The organism is Ciceribacter sichuanensis (assembly GCF_024055605.1).
Lineage (GTDB): Bacteria > Pseudomonadota > Alphaproteobacteria > Rhizobiales > Rhizobiaceae > Allorhizobium > Allorhizobium sichuanense.
On record NZ_JAMXLX010000017.1, the window covers coordinates 1 to 21,087 of the forward strand.

Annotated in this window: 15 protein-coding genes; 11 read left to right on the forward strand and 4 right to left on the reverse strand. The window is 60.0% G+C overall.

What is annotated here, in order from left to right; genetic code table 11:
- Window positions 1-248: 248 nt before the first annotated feature.
- From NBH21_RS25570 to NBH21_RS25585, 4 genes are all read left to right on the forward strand, one after another.
- Complete coding sequence (locus NBH21_RS25570) at window positions 249-950, forward strand: phosphatase PAP2 family protein (RefSeq protein ID WP_250913172.1); 702 nt, start codon at window positions 249-251, stop codon at window positions 948-950.
- An 8-nt stretch (window positions 951-958) separates the two neighbouring features.
- The gene (locus NBH21_RS25575; RefSeq protein ID WP_250913173.1) at window positions 959-1,618 is read left to right on the forward strand and encodes a response regulator; all 660 of its coding nucleotides are present in this window, start codon (window positions 959-961) and stop codon (window positions 1,616-1,618) included.
- Complete coding sequence (locus NBH21_RS25580) at window positions 1,615-2,949, forward strand: sensor histidine kinase (RefSeq protein WP_250913174.1); 1,335 nt, start codon at window positions 1,615-1,617, stop codon at window positions 2,947-2,949. The genes NBH21_RS25575 and NBH21_RS25580 overlap by 4 nt, the downstream gene beginning before the upstream one ends.
- Before the next feature lie 177 nt (window positions 2,950-3,126).
- Window positions 3,127-3,426, forward strand: a complete 300-nt coding sequence (locus tag NBH21_RS25585) for a hypothetical protein (RefSeq protein ID WP_250913175.1) — start codon at window positions 3,127-3,129, stop codon at window positions 3,424-3,426.
- 67 nt (window positions 3,427-3,493) lie between these two features.
- On the opposite strand, the gene NBH21_RS25590 is transcribed toward NBH21_RS25585, so the two are convergent.
- Window positions 3,494-4,471 (reverse strand): GlxA family transcriptional regulator, encoded by a 978-nt coding sequence (locus tag NBH21_RS25590; protein WP_250913176.1) that lies wholly within the window; start codon window positions 4,469-4,471, stop codon window positions 3,494-3,496.
- A gap of 137 nt (window positions 4,472-4,608) precedes the next feature.
- Here NBH21_RS25590 and NBH21_RS25595 point away from each other — a divergent pair, with 137 nt between their 5' ends.
- From NBH21_RS25595 to NBH21_RS25620, 6 genes are all read left to right on the forward strand, one after another.
- A complete protein-coding gene (locus NBH21_RS25595; protein ID WP_250913177.1) occupies window positions 4,609-5,436 on the forward strand; it encodes an alpha/beta fold hydrolase in 828 nt (275 codons plus the stop codon).
- A 69-nt stretch (window positions 5,437-5,505) separates the two neighbouring features.
- Window positions 5,506-6,297 (forward strand): SDR family NAD(P)-dependent oxidoreductase, encoded by a 792-nt coding sequence (locus tag NBH21_RS25600; RefSeq protein WP_250913178.1) that lies wholly within the window; start codon window positions 5,506-5,508, stop codon window positions 6,295-6,297.
- 11 nt (window positions 6,298-6,308) lie between these two features.
- A complete protein-coding gene (locus NBH21_RS25605; RefSeq protein ID WP_250913179.1) occupies window positions 6,309-6,791 on the forward strand; it encodes a hypothetical protein in 483 nt (160 codons plus the stop codon).
- A gap of 259 nt (window positions 6,792-7,050) precedes the next feature.
- On the forward strand, window positions 7,051-8,088 hold the full coding sequence (locus NBH21_RS25610; protein ID WP_250913180.1) for a PspA/IM30 family protein: 1,038 nt from the start codon (window positions 7,051-7,053) through the stop codon (window positions 8,086-8,088).
- Window positions 8,088-8,744 carry an OB-fold-containig protein gene (locus NBH21_RS25615; protein WP_250913181.1) on the forward strand — a complete coding sequence of 219 codons (657 nt, stop codon included), beginning with the start codon at window positions 8,088-8,090 and terminating at the stop codon, window positions 8,742-8,744. The genes NBH21_RS25610 and NBH21_RS25615 overlap by 1 nt, the downstream gene beginning before the upstream one ends.
- A 6-nt stretch (window positions 8,745-8,750) precedes the next feature.
- Window positions 8,751-10,466, forward strand: coding sequence for a flotillin domain-containing protein (locus NBH21_RS25620; RefSeq protein WP_250913182.1), 1,716 nt, complete (start codon window positions 8,751-8,753; stop codon window positions 10,464-10,466).
- Window positions 10,467-10,773: 307 nt separating this feature from the next.
- Here NBH21_RS25620 and NBH21_RS25625 read toward each other — a convergent pair whose 3' ends face one another.
- Genes NBH21_RS25625 through NBH21_RS25635 form a run of 3 tightly spaced genes read right to left on the reverse strand, consistent with a single transcriptional unit; the run spans window position 10,774 to window position 14,720 of the window.
- The gene (locus NBH21_RS25625) at window positions 10,774-12,084 is read right to left on the reverse strand and encodes an HlyD family type I secretion periplasmic adaptor subunit (protein ID WP_250913183.1); all 1,311 of its coding nucleotides are present in this window, start codon (window positions 12,082-12,084) and stop codon (window positions 10,774-10,776) included.
- Window positions 12,081-13,793: a type I secretion system permease/ATPase gene (locus NBH21_RS25630; RefSeq protein ID WP_250913184.1), complete on the reverse strand. Its 1,713-nt coding sequence runs from the start codon at window positions 13,791-13,793 to the stop codon at window positions 12,081-12,083. The genes NBH21_RS25625 and NBH21_RS25630 overlap by 4 nt, the downstream gene beginning before the upstream one ends.
- 45 nt (window positions 13,794-13,838) lie before the next feature.
- Window positions 13,839-14,720 (reverse strand): LysR family transcriptional regulator, encoded by an 882-nt coding sequence (locus NBH21_RS25635; protein WP_250913185.1) that lies wholly within the window; start codon window positions 14,718-14,720, stop codon window positions 13,839-13,841.
- Window positions 14,721-15,005: 285 nt separating this feature from the next.
- On the opposite strand from NBH21_RS25635, the gene NBH21_RS25640 reads away from it, so the two are divergent.
- On the forward strand, window positions 15,006-21,083 hold the full coding sequence (locus NBH21_RS25640; RefSeq protein WP_250913186.1) for a cadherin-like domain-containing protein: 6,078 nt from the start codon (window positions 15,006-15,008) through the stop codon (window positions 21,081-21,083).
- Window positions 21,084-21,087: the final 4 nt, after the last annotated feature.

Consider the following 21,087-nt stretch of genomic DNA (forward strand, 5'->3'; position numbering starts at 1 on the left):
ACCTGAACCGCCCGCACACGAGCCTCAACGGCTTGACCCCTTACGAGTTTGCAACCCGGTCCACACACGACCAGAACATGAACAGAGCTAACTTATAAACGCGGACAATCCGGGGAGCAGGTCACGCCAAACATAAGTACGAATATGGTTGGGAGCGATGCGATTGCTTGCCGCGCGGGAGCGCGAGCAGAGCTGTCCAATTTCAAGAAACGGTGGAGATGAAAGGGGTGAGCGTGAAGGAAAGGTTGATGCGAGTGGAACCCTTGGTGCTTGCCATGCTGGCCTGCCTCGCGGGAGGGCTGTTCCTGTTCGAACGGCTTGCGAGCGAGGTCTTGGAAGGCGAGACACTTCAATTCGACCAATCCATCCTGCTCGCCCTCAGACGTCCAGGCGACCTGTCCGTTCCGATCGGTCCTGCCTGGCTGGCGCATGCGGTCGATGATATTACTGCCCTTGGCGGAGTGACCGTTCTTACGCTTGTAACGCTGCTCGTGACGGCCTATCTGCTGTTCGACCGCCGTTCCCGGACCGCCTTCTTTGTTCTCCTGTCCGTGCTGACGGGCTGGCTTGCTAGCACGAGCCTGAAGTTTCTGGTCGCGCGTCCGCGCCCGGAGGTCGTTCCGCATCTTGTCGATGTCACGGATTTCAGTTTTCCAAGCGGCCATGCCATGGTCTCGGCCGTCACCTACCTGACCCTTGGAGCCTTATTGGCACGTATCCAGATCTACCGTTCCGCGCGGGTTTTCGTGATGGGTGCGGGTGTTTTCCTCACCTTGGTTGTCGGCATGAGCCGGGTCTTTCTCGGGGTCCATTATCCTACGGATGTTCTCGGCGGATGGTGCGCCGGCGCGCTCTGGGCGCTCGGGTGCTGGATGCTGTTGAGATTTCTGGGAGATGCCGGCGGGGACCGTAACGGATCCAGTATCGGCGGCCCAAGCGGCAAGGAGTGAGATTTCCATTGCGTATACTCCTGATCGAAGATGACGGAATTATCGGTGAGGCCGTGCGCGATCACACCGCGGCGGCGAGCCACGCCGTCGATTGGGTCCAGTCTCTCGCCGATGGCAAAGCGGCCGTGGAGGTGGTCCGCTATGGTTTGATCCTCCTCGATCTCCAGCTGCCGGACGGGAATGGCCTCGGCTTTATGGAAGCCCTGCGGGCGAACGGCGATCATACGCCGGTCATTATTCTGACCGCGCGGGATCAGATCTCCGACCGTATCGCCGGTTTGAACGCCGGTGCGGACGACTATCTGGTCAAACCATTCAATCTCGGTGAGCTGGAAGCGCGAATTCTCGCAGTGACTCGACGATACGAGGGTAAGCCTCAGACGGTCGTCCATATCTCCGACATCGAGATCGACCGAGCCTCGCACGGGATCGTCGTGGCCGGCGAAGGTGTTTCGCTCACCCATCGGGAATGGGCGGTTCTCGACCTGCTGATCGCCTGGCCTGGGTCTGTCGTCACCAAGGCCAGAATTGAGGAAGCCCTCTACGCCTTCGGAACGGAGGTCGAGAGCAATACGGTCGAGGTCTACGTCAGCAGGCTTCGCAAGAAGATCGGCAAAGACAGGATCAGGACGGCACGCGGCCTTGGTTACATTCTGGAGGTAGAATGAAGAGAGGACGTAGCATTGTCCGGCCGCTGATGCTCTCGCTCATAGGAGCGCTTGTCGTCGTCTGGCTCGGCGCGATAGGCCTGAGCATCGTTGTGATGCGGGAAGAGTTCGACGAAATCTTCGACAGCGCATTGAAGGAAGCCTCTGAACGCCTGCTGGTCATCGTCTCAGAAGAAATGCATCCCGATGTGCTGAGCGCTGCCGAAAGCGGTCGCGTGTTCTCCAGTACCGGGCGGCGGCAATATATCGTCTACCAGGTTCGCCACGCGGACGGCCAACTCATCTATCGCTCAAAGGACGCGCCGGAGCAGCCCTTCGACGTTCCCCTGAAGGTCGGGTTCCGCGACACCGGGAAATATCGTGTGTTTACTGCTGCTACCTCTGACGAGAAGCTGTTTCTTCAGGCTGCGGATGATTTCGGTCACAGGCGGGAAGCCGTATTGGAGAGTGCTACCACCATGCTGTGGCCGCTCGTCATGCTCATTCCGGTCAGCCTTCTTGTCGTGTGGCTGATCGCCCGGAGAGCAGTGACGCCGATCAACGCTCTCAGGACGTCGATTTCAGAAAGGGACGACGGCAACCTGTCGCCGGTTGAAACCGAGACGTTGCCCAACGAGTTGCGCCCGATTGCATTCTCGGTCAATCTGCTGCTGCAGCGGCTGCGCTCGGCACTTGATGCCGAACGGGAATTTACGGCCAATAGCGCGCATGAATTGCGCACGCCGATTGCCGGTGCTCTGGCGCAGACGCAGAGGCTTCTGGCGGAATTGCCGGACGGAAGCCTGAAGGCGAGAACCCGAAACATCGAGGCTGCGCTTACCAAGCTTGGGCGTATTTCCGAGAAGCTGCTTCAGCTCGCGCGCGCGGATGCCGGTCTTGGAGCCACAGAGACGAAAACCGACCTGCTCAAGGTTCTTGACCTGATTGTTCTCGATTTTCAGCGCAGTGCCGAAACGTCCAACCGGATCGACTATATCGTCGCGCCGTCCGCATCTCTCATAAGAAACGTCGATATCGATGCTTTCGGGATCGTGATGCGCAACCTGATCGAGAATGCCACTATTCACGGCGAGCCGAACGGGCCGATCAAGGTTTGTGTCGATGAACACAGCGCCATCCGCGTTATCAGCAACGGCCCTGCGGTCGCGGAAGCTGACCTCGCTGCGTTCAAGCAAAGGTTCCACCGCGGAGATGCTAAGCGAAAAGGCGCCGGACTTGGCTTGCCGATTGCCGACAAGATCGTACGGCAGATGGGCGGAACCCTGCAGCTTCACTCGCCTGTACCCGGCAACGATCAGGGCTTCGAGGCCCGAATAATCCTGCCCGGTTAGGTGTTCCTGCAAGGGCGCCCATATATTCCCCGCGACGGAGCTCTTCAGGTGTCTATCAGCTTACCGGCCTATCGATTGCGGTGGAGTGCCCCCCATTTCGCCGGACAGATGCTGGAGAAGGAACTGAAGACCTACGGTTAGGCCCTCCCCTGCTCTACCGCAGCGGAAATCGCCCGCATGGCAGGTATTGCCTCAATGCTTTCTTCCTGTTCAGGCAAGTGTCAGGAAACTGCGTCAGTGGTTCTGGTCTCAACCGGAATTGGCATCATGAATGCAAGGCAAACGACAAATCAGATCATCAGGGCAATCCAGGATGGAGATGTCGAAAAGGCGGATCGTCTTTTCGTCAGTGCTATCCATCTCGCGAAGAGCGGTGGGCTTGATGAGAGCCCGGCACCATCTGTCTGGCTGCTTCTGGCGCTGGCCCCAATCCTGGGCATCCTTGTCTATTGGGGTGGTTTTTATCTCACTCGGTAGAACAGCCTCCGACAAGCGATTTTAGCCGCATACCGGGGCCTGTGATCTTGAATGCATGCGGCCGTCTTCAGGCCGCAGCCGTAACTGCGAACCGGTTGCGATATTCTCCCGGTGAAAGGCCGAGAATGCGGCTGAATACGCGTCGGAACGAGGCGGCGTCCTCGTAGCCGACGGCCCATGCGACCTGATCGACCGGACGCTTGGTGAATTCCAGCAGTTCCCGTGCCTTGCCGACGCGCAGGTGCTGTACGTATTCGATCGGCTTCATTCCGGTCGCGGTCTTGAAGCGTCGCAGGAAGGTGCGCTCCTCCAGACGGGCCAGATTGGCCATATCCATGATGCTGGTCGGTCGGCCGGCGCGCTCCTGCAGCCAGTGCTGAACCTTGAGGATCGCCTCATCACCATGCGTCAGTCGTGGGGCGAATGAGCTGTAATGCCGCTGTTCACGGCCTGACGGATCGATCAGCAGGAACTTGCCGGTCTCGATCATCACCGAGGGGCCAAGCAGCCGGTCGACGATGCGCATGCCGAGATCGGTCCATGCCATGAGGCCACCGGCCGTGACGATATCGCCATCGTCAATCACCATTCGATCCGGATCCATTTGTACATCGGGAAACCGGGCGCGAAAATCCTCGGCAAACAACCAGTGCGTGGTCGCGGCACGACCGGCAAGAAGACCGGTTGCCGCCAGGATGAAGGAACCGCCGCAACTCGCGGCGAGCGTCACGCCCTGTGCGTGCCGGTCGAGCAGCCATCGCGCATAGGGTTTCGCTTCCTCGGCTTCGGCGGGACCGGTGAGCCTGCCCGGCACGACGAGAATGTCGGGTTGCCCCGGTTTGCCGAGATCGGTGTCATAAATGCGGGAGAAGTCGCCGGTTTCGTCCATCTGCCAATGGCTGACGCGGAGCGCGGGTCCGCCATGTCTCTGCGAGAAGACAGTGGCGATGGCGAAGAGATCGGTAATCCCATGCACCATCGCCGCCTGACAATCCCGATAGAGAACGAGCCCTACTTCGAGCGTACGTGCGGCGTTTCTTGTCATGTCCGTTCTTCCTCCACGCTTTGTCAGTTTCGGCCCGGCTTCTGTCAGAAACGCCAATCCAGTTCCTATCCGCGCCCAGAGTATCTCTATTCCCACGGGACGCAAGAAGGCGCCCATTACCAAGAGGGAACAGAACAATGGCTACTATTACCACCAGAGACGGAACGCATATCTTCTACAAGGACTGGGGTCCGAAGGACGGGCAGCCGATAATTTTCTCCCATGGCTGGCCGCTCAGCGCCGATGCCTGGGATGCCCAGTTGGTGTTCTTCGTCGATCAGGGCTTTCGTACGATCGCCCATGATCGCCGCAGCCATGGTCGTTCGGATCAGGTCTGGCACAACAACACCATGGACCAGTATGCCGACGATCTGGCCGAACTGATCGAACAACTCGATCTTCACGATGTCGTGCTGGTCGGTCATTCCACCGGTGGCGGCGAGGTCACCCGCTATGTCGGTCGCCACGGCACGGACCGGGTCGCCAAGATTGCGCTGATCGGCGCCGTCCCTCCCCTGATGCTGAAGACGGAAGCCAATCCGGGCGGATTGCCGATCGATGTCTTCGACGGCATCCGCAAGGGCACCTACGACAATCGCAGCCAGTTCTTCAGAGACCTGACCATTCCCTTCTACGGTTACAACCGGCCCGGCGCGACGATCTCCGAAGGCATTCGCGAGGAGTTCTGGCGACAGGGCATGATGGGTGGCCTGAAGGGGCAGCTCGACAGCATTCGCGCCTTTTCCGAAAGCGATTTCCATCAGGACCTCAAGGCTTTCGACAAGCCGACCCTGGCGCTGCATGGCGATGACGACCAGATTGTGCCGATCGGCGCGGCAGCGCTCTCCACTGTCAAGATCGTCCGTCACGCCGTGCTGCGGATTTATGAGGGGGCCGATCATGGCCTAACCCAGACCCATCAGGACCGGTTCAACGCCGATCTCTTCGATTTCATCATCGTCTGAACAACCAGCTTTCATACGGGACCGGCGCCCGGAGCGCCTCCCCTGCCCCAATCCTTGAAAGGAAAGACAATGACCAGGAATATATTTCTCATCACCGGCGCATCCGATGGTATCGGCGCCGTCTACGCGGAACGTCTTGCCCGGCGCGGCGATGATCTGGTGCTCGTCGCACGACGGGCCGACAGGCTGGCCGCACTTGCCGCGCAGCTTACCAGCGACCATGGCATAACCGTCGAAATCCTCGCCGCCGACCTCTCGCAAGCGGACGGGCTTGCCAAGGTCGAGGCGCGGTTGCGGGAAGATGCGAGCATTACCGGCCTCGTCAACAATGCCGGCATTGCAGGCGACGGCCCGATCACCGCGCTGGATCCCGCTCACGCGACGGGGATGATCAATCTCAACATTCTAGCCGTAACAAGGCTTGCGGCCGCGATCGCCCCGCGTCTTGCCGCTTCGGGCAAGGGCACGATCATCAACATCACCTCGGTAACGGCGCTGATGCCCGATGCCTTCACCGCCGTCTATCCCGCCACCAAGGCCTTCGTGCTTGCCTTTACCGAAGCGCTGCATGCGCAACTCTCTCCGGTCGGTGTGCGGGTTCAGGGTGTGCTGCCAGGCATTACCCGGACCGCCATATGGGAAGAGGAGAAGCTGGAAACGATCCCCGCAGCAATGGTGATGGATGTCAACGAGATGGTCGATGCCGCGCTGGCCGGTCTTGATCTCGGTGAGGTGCTGACCGTCCCTTCCCTGCCCGATAACGCGGATCTCGATGCTTTCCTCGCAGCGCGCTCGGCGCTTCGGCCTAACCTTTCGCGCGCCCATGCCGCTGCCCGTTATGGGCTGGCAAAGAGCGAATAAGGGAGGCGACAATGATCCTCGGCCTCACCATCTCGCAGTTCACGACGCTGCATGTCTTCATCAGCTTCGTCGGCATCATCTCCGGTCTGATCGCCCTGCCCGCTTATGCGGCTGGGCGGTGGATGCCCCGCATGTCGGCGCTGTTCCTCGCCACTACGGTCGCGACCACGCTCACCGGCTTTCTGTTTCCGATCACCGTCCTGACGCCGGCCCTCATCTTCGGCATCATCTCTACCGTGGTGTTGACGATCACGCTTGCAGCGCTTTACGGTTTTCACCTGAAGGGCCGCGCCCGGTCCGTCTATGCCATCACCGCGACGCTTGCTCTCTATCTCAACATGTTCGTACTTATCGTGCAGGCTTTCCTGAAGGTGCCGTCCCTCAACGAACTGGCTCCGGAGGGCAACGAGCCTCCCTTCCTCGCAGCCCAAGCCGTGCTTCTGATCCTTGCGCTTATCCTCGGCTGGAGGGCGGTCCGCGTGCGGGCCGCCTGATCGGTATTCACTGGGCCAGCTTTGCCTCAAGCGGTTGTTCGCCTTCCTGGGTAGAGGGTAGAACGAAACGCGGTGAAACCCTCTCTCCCTCTATGTCGAACTTCAACCCCTAAATACCTATGGGTTGCACAACTTTCATATCAGCAACCTTGAAAGCACTAAGGGGGTGCTTTATATATTGCGCATGGCAAGAAAGTTCACATCCGCCTTGAGGCTAGACCTCCAACCTACCCCGGAAATGCGAAAGGCATTGTCCGATATGCTGGTCGCATATCAGCGGGCCATGGAGATTCTCGACCAGACAGACAAGGGTGCAAATGTCGTCGCGCTGCATCAGGCGGCGTACGAGGAAATCAGAACGGTGACGGGTATTCCCTCTCGTCTGGCTACTCTCGCGCTGCGGGACCACGGACGTCGCAGACCGGGAGAGGTTGTTCAGGACATCCCGCTCGATTCCAAGCTTTTTGCCGTGAAAGGCGCTGACAGTGTGAGCATCGCAACGCTCTCCGGCCGGATCGTGCTGCCTTATACCGCAAGCCGCTATCGCGAGGGCTGGGCGGACTTTGCCGAAGCGCGGTTGGTTTTCGAGGGTTCGTCCATTTGTCTCTATGCCGGCATCCAGGCCGACGTTCATCAAACAAGGGAGACCGCCATGTCCAATGAAGGAATTCTCGCCCGCCTCGGGCGCGTTATCGCCGGGGTCGTCAATAACGCCGTTGATTCCGCCGAGGCATCAAACCCGGTTGCTGTGGCGCAACAGGCCATCCGGGAGATCGGCGTGATCGCCGACGAGGCGCGTGCGGCACTGGGCATCGCCTTGGCTGCCGGCCACAGGCTGAAGGCCAAGAGTAACGATCTCGATGCCGAAATTCGCGATCTGGATGAGAAGATCAAGGTCGGATTGGAGAGCGGTCGCGAGGATCTCGCCCGGGTCGCGACGGGCGTGCAGATCGACCTTGAGGCTCAGAAGGAAGCGCTCGCGAAAGCCATTCTTGAGAATACGCGGGAGATTGTCGACGCCGAGGCGACGCTCAGCAGCATCGCCTCGGCACGGGCTGACGCCATGAAGAGGCTTGAAGATGCCAGACGTGCCGAGCGCGCCGTGCCTCCGGTTGCCACTCCATCGCAACGGAATGATCAGCGTCTCGCCGACGCGCTTCAGGCTGTCGAGCGCGTGACCGGCGTTCCGTCAAGGACGGTGATGGAAGGAAACGCCGAAGTCGAAGAACTCGGGCGCCTGCAGCGACAGAAGGCCATCGAGGCCCGTCTCAACGCTTTCAAGCAGGGTGAACGCTAATGGATTACATCGTCCAGGCGGGCACGGCACCATTCTGGATTGCGCTTGCGACCGTCGCCGGTCTTGGCATCGTCGAACTCGTTTCGGTCCTTCTCGGGGTTTCTGCCTCCGGGCTGCTCGACGAGGGGTTCGATTTCAACGGTCCGGGCGATGCGGAATCCGGACTGCTCGGCGGATGGATGTCCTGGCTCAATGCTGGCGGTGTGCCGATCCTTGTGCTTGCCGTCATTCTGCTTTCGGCCTTTGCGGCTGCCGGTTTCGCGATTCAGTCGATCATCTCTCAGTTTCGTGATCCGCTGCCGCTTTACGCTGCCATGACCGGCGCGCTTGCGGCCGCCATCCCGGTAACGCGATGGTCGAGCCGCGGGCTCGCTCGCATCATTCCACGCGACGAGACCAGTGTGCAGGAGCAGGCGGATTTTATCGGCCGTGTCGGCACGGTGACGCTTGGTCCTCTCGATCAGGGTAATCCCGGCGCTGTGCGCATCAAGGACCGGTACGACAATATTCACAGTCTGCGCGCCAACGCCGCGCCGGGGCACATCATCGAAACGGGCGAGACGGTCCTGATCGTGGATGGGAAGAACGGCCTCTTTCAGGCCATCCCCGCCCCGGCCGCGCTTGGCGGCGATCATCATTCAAACAACGGAGGCTGAAGAAGCATGACTTTCCTCTCTGTCGGACTCATAGCCGGTGTCATCGTGACGGCTATCGTCGTCATCGGCATTATCATGACCTCGCTTTACACCCGCGCCACCCGCGACAAGGCCTATGTGCGCACGGGCCTTGGGGGCAAAAAGGTCGTGCTCGACGGCGGCTCCGTCATCCTGCCGATCTTCCACTCGTATTCCTGGGTGTCGCTGAGCACGCTACGCCTTGAGGTCAAGCGCGCGGAAAACGAATCCCTGATCACCAAGGACCGAATGCGCGCGGATATCACCGCCGAATTCTATGTCCGTGTGAAACCGGACGCGGAAAACATCGCTCTTGCAGCCCAGACGCTGGGTGACCGCACGAATGATGCTGATGCGCTGAAGGCGCTCGTCGAGGCGAAATTCGTCGATGGTCTTCGCTCGGTGGCGGCAACCATGTCGCTGCGTGACCTGCAGGAGCAGCGCGCGGAGTTCGTGAAATCGGTGCAGGCGGCAGTCGCCCACGACCTGCAGTCCAACGGTCTTGAGCTGGAATCCGTCTCGCTGACCCGTCTAGACCAAACCGATATCAAACATTTCAATCCGAACAACAGCTTCGACGCCGAGGGTCTGACTGCGCTCACCAAGATCACGGAGGAGCGCAAGCGCGAGCGTAACCAGATCGTTCGCGACAACGAGGTCGAGATCGCGACCAAGGACCGCGAGGCATCGTTGCGTCGCTTGACCATCGAGCGTGAACAGCGCGATGCTGAATTGACGCAGGAACGCGACATCGCCAACAAGACGGCGGAGACGCGGGCCGAAGCGGCTCGGGCCGAGCAACTGGCACGCCTCAGCGAGGAAACCGCGCGGCTCGATACGGAAAAGGGTATCGCCGAGCGCGACTCTCAGGCGCGGCAGGCTCGGGAAACGGCCCGCATTGATGCGGAGCGCGGCATTGCCGAGCGGGAAGCCGAGGCACGGCGCGTCACCGAAACGGCCCGCATCGACGCAGCAATCGCGGTTGCTGAAAAGATAGAGCAGGAGCAGGCCGCGCGCACCAAAGCCGATGAAGCCAAGGCGGCGGCCATCACGGCGGAAGAACAGGTAACGACGGCGCGCGAGGTCGAGATCGCCGAGCGCGTCAAGCGCATCGCTGTTATCGATGCTCGGAAGGCTGCCGAGCAGGAGGCGACGGCCATTACGGTAAAGGCGGAAGCTGAACGTCAGGCAGCCGAAAATCTTGCCGCGGCGACGAAGATCCAGGCGGAGGCAGATGCAGCAGCAGCCAAGATCAAGGCGACCGGCGTCATCGAACTTGGCGAGGCGGAGGCCCAGGCCGAACGCGCGCTCAACGAAGCGCGCAATGCTCTCTCCGCCAGCATCATCGACTACGAACTGGCGCGGGCAAGGGTTGCGATCATCCCTCAGGCTCTGGAACAGGCGATGAAGCCCATAGAGAAGATATCCGACATCCGGATCTTCAGCGCCGGCGGTCTTGCCGGGGCACTAAGGGGGAATGGCAGCGATACGTCCGGAGATCCCGTCGGCGACCTCAGCAGCCAGCTTCTGAGCTTTACCGCACAAAAGCCCATTCTCGATGAGATCCTTGTTCAGGCCGGTTTCAGCGGCGCGGACCCGACGCAGGCCTTGCTTGGGGCATCTCTTGGAAACGGGAAGGGCGTGGCGAACAGGAGCGGGCGGCCTCAGGCAACCGTTGCCGATGGCGCTGGCGGCAAGGAATAATCGGCAGTTTGGGATTTGGTGAAAGGAAGCGCCGCCGGGGCAATAGTTCCGGCGGCGTTGCCGTTCTAGGGTAGGATGCATGCCTAAACGAACCTCTGTCGATTTACGGCTTTCTGTGCCCGAGACCCCGTCCCTGCCCTCCCGATGGCAACCTTGCGTGCTCCGTCAGATTGTTCCGTCGCTGATCAGGCAAGCTCAATACGGGCATGAAACTTCAAACCCCGAAATCCCGGCGGCGTTTCAGTCTGCTCGAACGCTTCTTCCAATGGTTAAAACCATGCCGGTCGCCGAAACGGGACGAATTCCGTCAGCGTTCGCGGAATGCCTTCAGGAAATAGTCGGCGATCGGCCTGACCAGATATTCCAGCGGTGAGCGCTCCGAGGTCTGGATAAAGGTTTCGACGGGCATTCCGGGGATGACCTGATTCTGGCCGAGTTTGCGAAACTCTGCCGGGTCGGGTTTGATTTCCGCCTTGTAATAGGTGGCGCCGGTTCGCTGGTCCGTCAGGATATCGGCGGCGACCTTGCTGACATGGCCGAAGATTTCGGGCGTCGAGCGCTTGTCGAAATTTACAAACCGCAGATGGGCTTTCTGCCCCGGGAAGACCTGGTCGATCTGGGCCGGTGGTATCTGGGTGGTGATCACCAGATCGCTGTTTTGCGGGATGATGTAGAGCAGCGGATCCGCGGGCCGGATGACGGATCTCAGCGTGTGAACCTGCAGATCCAGCACTATCCCGGAAAGCGGTGCGGTGATCTCCATGCGGCTCAGGGTTTCACGCTTCGAATTGCGCTTCTCGCGGAGCTCCGCGATCTTCGCTTCGATTTCGCGTAACTCGGTCGTGGCCTGCTCGCGCACCTGCGAGTGGACATTAAGGATGGCCAGTTCCATTTCCGCCATCTTGCCGGCATTCTCGGCGATGGAGGACTGCGTCTGGCTGATGGCGCCGCGGGTTTCGGCTTCGTCACTTTGAAGTTCCAGCACCCGGCTGGAAATCGCCAGTCCTTTTTCACGCAGCCTGCTCTGGGTCGCCAGTTCTTCGATGGTCAGCTTCAACTGGGTGTCCAGCGCGTTGATACGGCTCGCCAAGCCCTCGTTCTGTTTCGATATCTGGGACTTGCGCTCGTCAAGCTGGCCGATCTGCTTCTCGCGGGTTTCCGCCCTCACCTGCAACAATCGGATCTGTCCGTCTCTGATTTCTGCCACTTCGGCCCGTGTCTTCGCCGCTTCCAGGAACTCGGGGTCGAAAACGATCTCGGTCTTTTCGTCCTGTTCGGCCTTCAGGCGCGCCGCAGTGCCAAGCAGGCTGAACAACTGCCCCTCAATGACTGCCAGTTCCGAGCGGTCGAAGGTATCGTCGAGGCGCATGAGAACGTCGCCCGCCTGAACGGTGCTGCCTTCCTTGACGAGGATCTCCCCGACGACACCGCCCGTCAGATGCTGGACCACTTGCCGGTTGCTGGCGACCTCGATGACGCCGGAGGCAACCACCGCGCCGTTGACCTGCGTCAGGGCGGCCCATGCTCCTACCCCGCCGAGCAGGACGAAGATCGTGGAGTAACCAATGAGGGCGTGGCCCCCGCTGCTCCATTTGTTGTTCTTCTGTTTCCCGTTCATTTTACGCCTCCCACGACTTGGGCATGGTTGCGCAGATGCGCCCGCAGGACCTCGTCACGCGGACCGAAAGCGGCGCGCTGGCCGTTTTCCAGAATAAGGATCAGATCGCATTCCTCGATCGCGGCCGGGCGATGCGCCATGATGATCACAGACTTGCCATCGGCTTTCAGACCACGGATGGCCATGTTGAGAGCCATGGAGCCATCGGCGTCGAGATTGGAGTTCGGTTCATCCAGAACGACCAGAACCGGATCGCCGTAGAGTGCACGAGCGAGTGCAATACGTTGCTTCTGGCCACCGGAGAGTTTGCTGCCGACGGATGGAAGGCGCGTGTCATAACCATCGGGAAGGCGCAGGATGAGCTCATGAGCACCGGCCTTCTTGGCGGCTTCCACGACCTTGGCCGGGTCGGGCTTCGTTTCCATACGAGCAATGTTTTCGGCAATGGTGCCCTCGAACAGGACGACATCCTGTGGCAGGTAGCCGATGTGCTCGCCAAGGCCATCACTGCCATATTGCTCGAGCGATGCGCCGTCCAGACGGACCTTGCCACCGGCCGGCAGCCAGATGCCGGTCAGGAGACGGGCGAGCGTCGATTTGCCCGAGGCGCTCTGCCCGATGACGCCGAGAGCCTGACCGGGCTGTAGTGAAAAGCTCAGGAGGCGCAGGGTTGCAACCTTCTCACCCGGAGGGGTGACGGTAACCTGCTCGACATCGAGAATGGCGCGCGGTTTCGGGAGCGTCGTGCGAATTTCCTCGGCAGGCATGCGGGCCAGAAGCTCAGAAAGTTGCCGCCAGCCTTTGACGGCGCGTTGCAGGAGCGCCCAGTGGCCGATCGCTCCCTCGATGGGCGCGAGTGCCCGGCCGATGATGATGGAACTCGCCAGCATTGCGCCGGAGGTGATCTCGTTGCTCAGAACCAGCCACGCGCCGAGCGCAAGGATACCGGACTGGAAGAACGTCCTGAAGGTCTTGGACGCGACTGAGTAAAAGCCGTTCTTGTCGGAATAGCCGATGTTGGCGTCGAGCGCGCGCATACGCAGGTTTTCCCAGCGATCGGCAACGGCTCCGCGCATTCCAAGGGCGCGCACCGTTTCGTTTTCCTTCTGGAGCGTCTGGGTCATCTCCTCGCTCATTCGCCCGGCGACCATGGCCCTGTCCTGCTGCGCCTTGGTGCCATTCTGGTTGAGCCAGGTCAGCGCCACCAGCACGAGGCCGCCAACGAGGCCGAGCACGCCCATCCAGGGGTGAAACGAGAAGATCACCAGCACGAAGAGCGGTGTCCAGGGAATGTCAAAGAAGGTAAAGACGGCCGGCGACGACAGCATCTTCTGTATCGCATCGAGGTCGCGGATGCCGCTCGTCCCGGAGACGCCGCGGGCTTCCAGCGTGTTGCGATCGAGAACCGCGTTGAAGACGCGTTTGTCGAAAGCTGCCTGAAAGCGGGCGCCGATGCGGGCTGCAACACGAGCGCGCACGTGATCGAGAACGCCCATGACGAAGTAGAGACCCGCAATCAGCCCCGTCAGCGCAACCAGCGTTGCCTCGGAACGGGACGAGAGCACCCGGTCATAGACCTGCATCATGTAAAGCGGGCCGGTAAAGACGAGCAGGTTTGCAAAAAAGCTGAAGATACCGATGGCTAGGAAGCCCGTGGCGCTTTTTCGCAAGGCCTTTCTGAGTTCGCTGACGCCGGGTGTGGAACGCATGATGAAGATCTCACAAGTTTGATGATCTGGAGCGCGTCATGCGCTTCAGGTGGTCTGTGTCGAGGAGCCGAACATTTCGGTGGCGCAGGTGATGAAGTCGGCGATCATCGGCTGTCGCCGCCGCTCTTCCAGACAGATGAGGTGTTCCTTGATCATGATGGCCGCATCGCGGATCGGCAGATAATGCAGCCGGCTGTCGTAACCGAATTCGGTATCGACGATCACGCCCACTCCGAAGCCGTTGGCCACGGCTTCACGCACGCCTTCGCGGCTTGTGACTTCAAGGACAGGACCGAGGCGGATGTTGTGTTCCGCGAGGTTTTCCTCGAAGACCGCCCTGGTGCGCGATCCCTGCTCCCGCAGAACGAAGGGGCAGTTCATCAGGTCGGCCATGTCGATATGCTGGCGTTCGGCCCAGGGATGGGTCTTGGGAACGAAGGCGCCGATCCGCAGATTGATGAGCGGCCTGACGTAAAGGCGCTCGTCGCGCAGCGGGTTGGCGCTGATCCCGACATCGGCCTGCTGCTGCAGGAGATGTTCGACCACGCGGTCGGAATTCTGGATGACGAGCTGGAAATTCAGTTCTGGACGCCGCTCGCGTAGCTTCGCCAGGATCGGCAGGGCGTGGGTGACGCCATCGGCACAGACCCGCAATCGTCCGGCGCCGCTGCGTTGAGATTTCAGAAGGTTTGTTGCTTGTCCAAGCGCGGCAAACAGGCGCGACGTAATGTTATAAAGCGCGCGACCGTCAGGCGTCAGAATGACCCCGCGAGGTGTGCGTTCGAACAGGGAAAGTCCTGAAGATGCCTCAAGCTGGCGCACTTGGGCAGACAACGTCGACTGGCTGATCGATATCTCTCTCGCTGCCTGAGAATATCCGCCTGCCATGGCGACAAAATGAAAGGCGCGCAGCTGTGTAACGGACAATGGAACTCTTCTCTTTTACTTCACGGCTGAGGGTCTCCCCCAAAATGATGGGCGATCTATAGGCGCTGTATTTTTCATGTTTGTGACGTTTCGAACGCGCCGAGCGATTGAAATTCTCAATACCGGGCGTTGGCATTTTCAATAGTTAAGAAAAGGTATTTTTCACACGTTTGTCACGCAGCCTACCTAGTTCGTCAGTCCGGAAAGCGAGGAAAATTACGTGGCCTTGAGGCCCGCAATATTCCCTCCCCCAAGCTTTTTTGGTTCTTGCGAAGAGGAATCCCTATGACTGCGATCACGAACAAAATTCTTGATTACATTGCGAAAAAAGGTGCGGAAGACCGGGTTATCGATCTCGGTACCGTTTTTTCCGGCAATGGCCTGACCTATACTGTTTCAAGCAGCGATCCGAGCGTCGCCGATGTCTCGATTGAGGACGGTCAGCTTACGATCGACTATAGCGACGCGCTCGGTTACACCGATCTCAAGATCACCGCGACGGACAGCAATGGCCAGAGCGTGACCGACAGCGTGCGTGTCCGCGTTGCCGGCGAGAACTCCTACACGATCGCAGTTCTCCCCGACACGCAGGACTATTCCTATGAGACTGGCGCTCCGACCCTCGCCAAGATGACCCAGTGGCTGGTCGACAACAAGGACAGCCTCAGCATCCAGTTCGTGACCCATGTAGGCGACGTTACCGCCAACGCCACCGACCAGCAGTGGCAGAACGTCACGCAGGCCCTGTCCATCCTGAACGGAAAGATCCCCTATTCGCTGACGGCGGGCAACCATGACCAGGGCGTCGGCGGCTCGGCCGGCACGCACACCACGACGGGCATGGACTACTACTATTCGCCGGAACATCAGGCAGAGATCAGCGATACCTTCGGCGGTGTCTATGACATGGAGCCTGACCGCGCGCCCAACAACTACCACACCTTCACCGCGCCCGATGGCACGAAGTGGCTCGCGCTGAGCATTGAGTTCGGTCCTTCGGACGACGTTCTCCGCTGGGCCAAGGAGGTGATCGAAGGCCACCTCGACCACCGCGTGATGCTGACAACCCATGCCTACATGAACTGGGCTGGCCGTCATGACTCCACCGGCGGACCGCTTTATGGCGAAGGCGCAGGCTACGACTACGGTCTCGGCAAGCTGCCCGAAGGCGCCAATGATGGGGAGACTATCTATCGGGAGTTGGTGCAGCCCTACTCGAACGTGACCTTCACCTTCTCGGGCCACATCTTCGGTGACGGTGCGGAAACGCTCGTCTCCTACGACGAATTCGGCAACCCTGTTTACCAGATGCTGGTGAACTACCAGAACGGCGTTGCCAATGAGATCCAGGACGGAAACGGTGGCTCGGGCGCCATCCGTCTGCTGACGATCGATCCGGACAATGGACAGGTCTACACCTCGACCTATTTCGCGCTTCAGGACCAATACCTGACCAACGACCGCGGCGAAGATCTGGACCGCGAAACGCTGAGCGGCCCCTATCGTGGCCAGGAAGAGACGCTGCAGGTCGATACCTCTGCTCCGGAACTCCACGCCATCGCCAAGGCCGGCAACGACCTCTACGTTACCGTTGAAGGCAATGGCGGCGGGGCTGTTACACTGGAGGGCCGTGCGGTCAATCCGGCTAACGATGCAGGTGTGACCTATGTCTGGACGGATGCAGACGGCAACGTCGTCGCCACCGGTGCTACCCCGTCGGTCGATCTCTCCGCCGGTCGCCATCACTTGACGCTTACGGTCACCGATTCCACCGGTGCACAGTCCAGCGACGATGTCATGATCATCGTGCGCAACGATGAAACGCTGTTGGCCGATAATTTCAACGACGGCAATGCAGATGGCTGGACGACCGGCAACAACAGCGGTGCGGTTAACATCGTGCACGGTTCGACGACGGATTTCGGCATTGCTCCGTTCCCGGGCGCAACGGTTCCGACCGATCCGACGACGCCTGAAGAGCCGGAAGAACCCGCAACCCCTACCGATCCGGCAGATGCAATGGATGCGGTTCTCGTTCCGGCGACGACTGGTACGGAAGGCCTGCTGTTGAAAGCCGGTTTCGGTGATGCAGAGGGTGGGTTGACGAAATCCTACAGCCTTGCCTTCGACATGATGATCCCGTCCGGTACGGCGAAGAGCTATATCTCCCTGATCCAGAGCGGCGCCGAGAACACCACCGATGCCGACATGTTCTTCAAGGTCTCCGGCAATTCCGCTGCACTTGGAACGATGAGCGTCTACCAGGGCAACATCTCGCTTGACCAGTGGCACCGCATCGTCCTGACCTATGAGGTCAAGGACGGGAATGTCACGATCGTCAAGTATGTCGACGGCGTCGAAATCGGCCGCCAGTCCCGCGTTGCCGACGATCGCTATGCGCTCGACACGGATAATGGCATCCTGTTGTTTGCCGATGAAGACGGTGAGACCGCTCCGGTCGTCGTGTCTGCCGTAACGGTTGCCGACAAGGTTCTGACGGCTGACGACGTCGCATCGCTCGGCGGCGTCTCCAAGGGCGGGATTACTCTGCCAGAAGGTACGACCGGCACGCAGATCGTTGCCGATGAAACCGGTTTCACAACCGTTGACGGCGAAGGCAGCCTTGCACCGCACGGCGGCGTTAACGTGACGCCGACAACCGATGTCAAGGTCGGCGTTCCGGTTGACGGCACCGAGACCGGTGGCGGTACGACAACCACGCCCGAAACGCAGCCTGGAACCCAGCCCTCGGAGGGTGCCGCCGCCAACGTCACCAAGATCGGTGCTCTGACTCCCACCCAGATGTTCAAGGTGGAAGTGAACCAGCCCGTGCCGGAAGGCACGATCGTGAAGGAATACACGCTGGTTTACGACCTTCTCATTCCCGGCGGTCCGGGTGGCTGGCTGTCCTTGCTCCAGTCCGACACAAAGAACCAGTCCGATGGCGAACTGTTTGTCAACGGCAATGGCGGAATCGGTATCGCCGGCGATTACGAAGGCAGCGTCACTTACAATGCATGGCATCGCATTGCCTTCACCATCCAGCGTCAGGGCGAGAATGTCCTGATCTCGAAGTACATCGACGGCAATCTGGTTGGAACGACGACGCAGTCTTCCGGCAATGCCGACCGCTACGATATCGATCTGTCCAAGGGCCTTCTGCTGTTTACGGATGAAGACGGCGAAACCCGCGACGTCTATGTCTCCAGCGTCCTGTTCACCGACAAGGTCATGTCCGGTACGGAAATCGCCGATCTGGGCGGCGTGAAGGCCGGCGGTATCGTGGATGAGGCACCGTCCGAGATCAGCTTCCAGCTGGACTTCTCCGGCGATGCGGTCACGGATGACTTTGGAAACGTGAAGACGACGGCCGGTGCTACCTCGAGCCTGACGGGCAACTACATGGTCAAGGGCAGCTATGCCCAGCGCGTCGATGGTGTTGAAGTCGAAGCCGATGCCGAAGGTCGTGTCTATGAGGGCTCGAACTCCGGCGAGAACATTCTGGTCTGGTCTGGCGACGGATCCCAGAACTGGCAGAACTACCGCTATGAAGTCACGATCAAGTCCACCGATCAGGACACGATTGGCGCCGTCTTCTACTACAAGGATGCGGGCAACTTCTATCGTGTGACCTTCAACTCGGCGAACAACACCCGCGAACTCGTCCGCGTCAAGGACGGGGTTGCAACGGTTCTCGCAACGACCAATGCTGGTAGCCCGTGGGCGCGTGACGCCGGCCTGGAAATCGCTGTCAAGGATGGCGAAATCCGCGTCTATCTCGACGGACAGTCGGTGTTCGGCACCGTAGTCGACAGCAATCCGCTTTCCGGCGGCACCATCGGCTTCTACTCTGCCAACCAGAAGTCCTCCCAGTTCGATGATGTCTTCGTTGGCGCGCTCGACCTGAAGGCCCATGCAGGCCGCGATGTCGAGGCTCTGGATCGGGATCATGACGGTCAGGTCACGGTTCATCTGAACGCCGGTGACAGCTATGGACAGAACGACATCGTGTCCTGGCGCTGGCTCGACAGTAACGGCAACGAACTTGCCACCGGCGCAACGGCTGACGTTACCCTTTCGGCTTCCGGCGATCAGGTTGTGACGCTCGAAATCACCGATAGCGCTGGCAAGGTTTCCCGCGATACGGTGACCGTCGATGCCGTTTCCAAGGAACGCATTCTCTTCAGCGATGACTTCTCGGATGCGAATTTCGCCAGCCGCTGGACCATAGTCGATGAGGGCGAGAAAAACGGTGTTGGTGAGGGTGGAAAGTACGGGGACTGGAAGGTTGTCGATGGCAAGCTGGTTCAGCTTTCCGATGTCAGCAGCAAGGAGCTGAAGTGGACGTCCGCTGATGCGAGCGACGACTGGCAGAAGGGCTGGTCGCCGCTTGGCGATGGCACGAACGTGCTGCGCAAGGGAACCTACGCCCTGATTTCCGATGAGGCGGCGAAGGAATGGACCAACTACGCCGTGGAAACCACGGTGAAGACCCCGGACAACGGCGCCGTCGGCATTCTCGTCCACTATCAGGATGCCAAGAACTACTACAAGATCGAGCTTGATGCCCAGAACGGCACCAGCCTGTTCCAGCTGATCGAGGTGAAGGACGGGGTCGAAAAGTACCTCACCCAGATCCCAGCCCGTTACACCAGCAACAAGGAATTCCAGTTCCGTGTAGAAGTGAAAGACGGCCAGATCCAGGCATGGGTCGATGGCAATCAGATCTTCTCCTACGCCATCGAAAGCCATGCGGTTCAAAAGGGCACTGTCGGTCTGTTCTCCTGGGGCAATGCGGGCCTGTCATTCGACAAAGTGACCGTCGTCGGCCTGGACAACGTTCCGTCGCAGCCGAATACCGCACCCGTTGCAGGTAACGACGAAGGCTTCCGTACCGGCTTCGGTACCGCTCTTCTGATCGCGGCTGCGGCCCTACTGGCAAACGACAGTGATGCCAATGCCGATGCACTGGTTATCAGCTCGGTCGAAGCCATTACCGGCGGTACCGTTGAACTCGACAGCAACGGTAACATCGTCTTCAAGCCAACGCCCGGTTTCCACGGTGTCGCTCAGTTCAGCTACACCGTTTCTGACGGCAAGGGCGGAACGGATGTCGCAACGGTCAGCGTCGTCGTCGATGCCGACAAGGCGCCGATGGGCACCATCGAAGGCACTCCGGGTGTAGATCTCATCCAGGGCACAGGCGGTGACGACCGTATCTTCGGTCGTGGCGGCAACGATGTGCTGCATGGTGGGGCTGGTAATGACCTGATCTATGGCAATGACGGCGACGACATCCTGACGGGTGACGAGGGCAACGACACACTTTACGGCGGCGCTGGCAACGACAAACTCTATGGCGGTGACGGCGACGACAGCCTGTATGGCGGTGACGGCGATGACCTGCTGATGGGCGACGATGGTCATGACAGGCTCTATGGCGGTGCCGGCAACGACAAGCTCTATGGTGGCGCCGGCGACGACACCCTGTCTGGTGGCGATGGCGACGACATTCTAATGGGCGACGAAGGCAACGACATCCTCATGGGCGAAGGCGGCAACGACAAGCTCTACGGCGGTGCCGGTGACGACAAGCTCTATGGTGGCGAAGGCGACGACATTCTGATGGGCGATGAAGGCAACGACATCCTCAACGGTGGTGCCGGCAACGACAAGCTCTACGGTGGCGCCGGCGACGACCGGCTCTATGGTGGCGAAGGCGACGACCTGCTGATGGGCGACGAAGGCAATGACCACCTTGATGGCGGTGCCGGTAACGACAAGCTCTATGGTGGCGCCGGCGACGACACCCTCTATGGCGGCGACGGCGATGATTCCCTTGCTGGTGAAGACGGCGATGATCTTGTCAACGGCGGTGCCGGCAAAGACGAACTCGATGGTGGCGCCGGCGACGACAAGCTCTATGGCGGTAATGGTGATGACACGCTCGACGGGGGCGCCGGTGACGACGCGCTCGTCGGTGGTGCCGGAAACGACATCTTGTATGGCAGAGCCGGTATCGATCGTCTCTATGGTGGAGCTGGCCAGGACGTCTTCGTCTTCAGGTCGATCAGCGACATGTCTACCGACAAGTCGGCAACGGACACCATCTTCGACTTCTCGCGAGCCGAAGGCGATCTGATCGACTTCTCTTCCATCGACGCCAACACGGGCACCACCGGCAACCAGGGCTTCAGCTTCATCGGTGCGGAGGGTTTCTCCAACAAAGCCGGGGAACTGCGCTACGAGACCACACGGTCGGATAGCTATGTCTACGGTGATATCGATGGTGACGGAAATGCGGACTTCGTGCTGCACCTCAGCGGCGTGCTTGATTTGAGCAAGGACGATTTCCTGCTCTAATCCT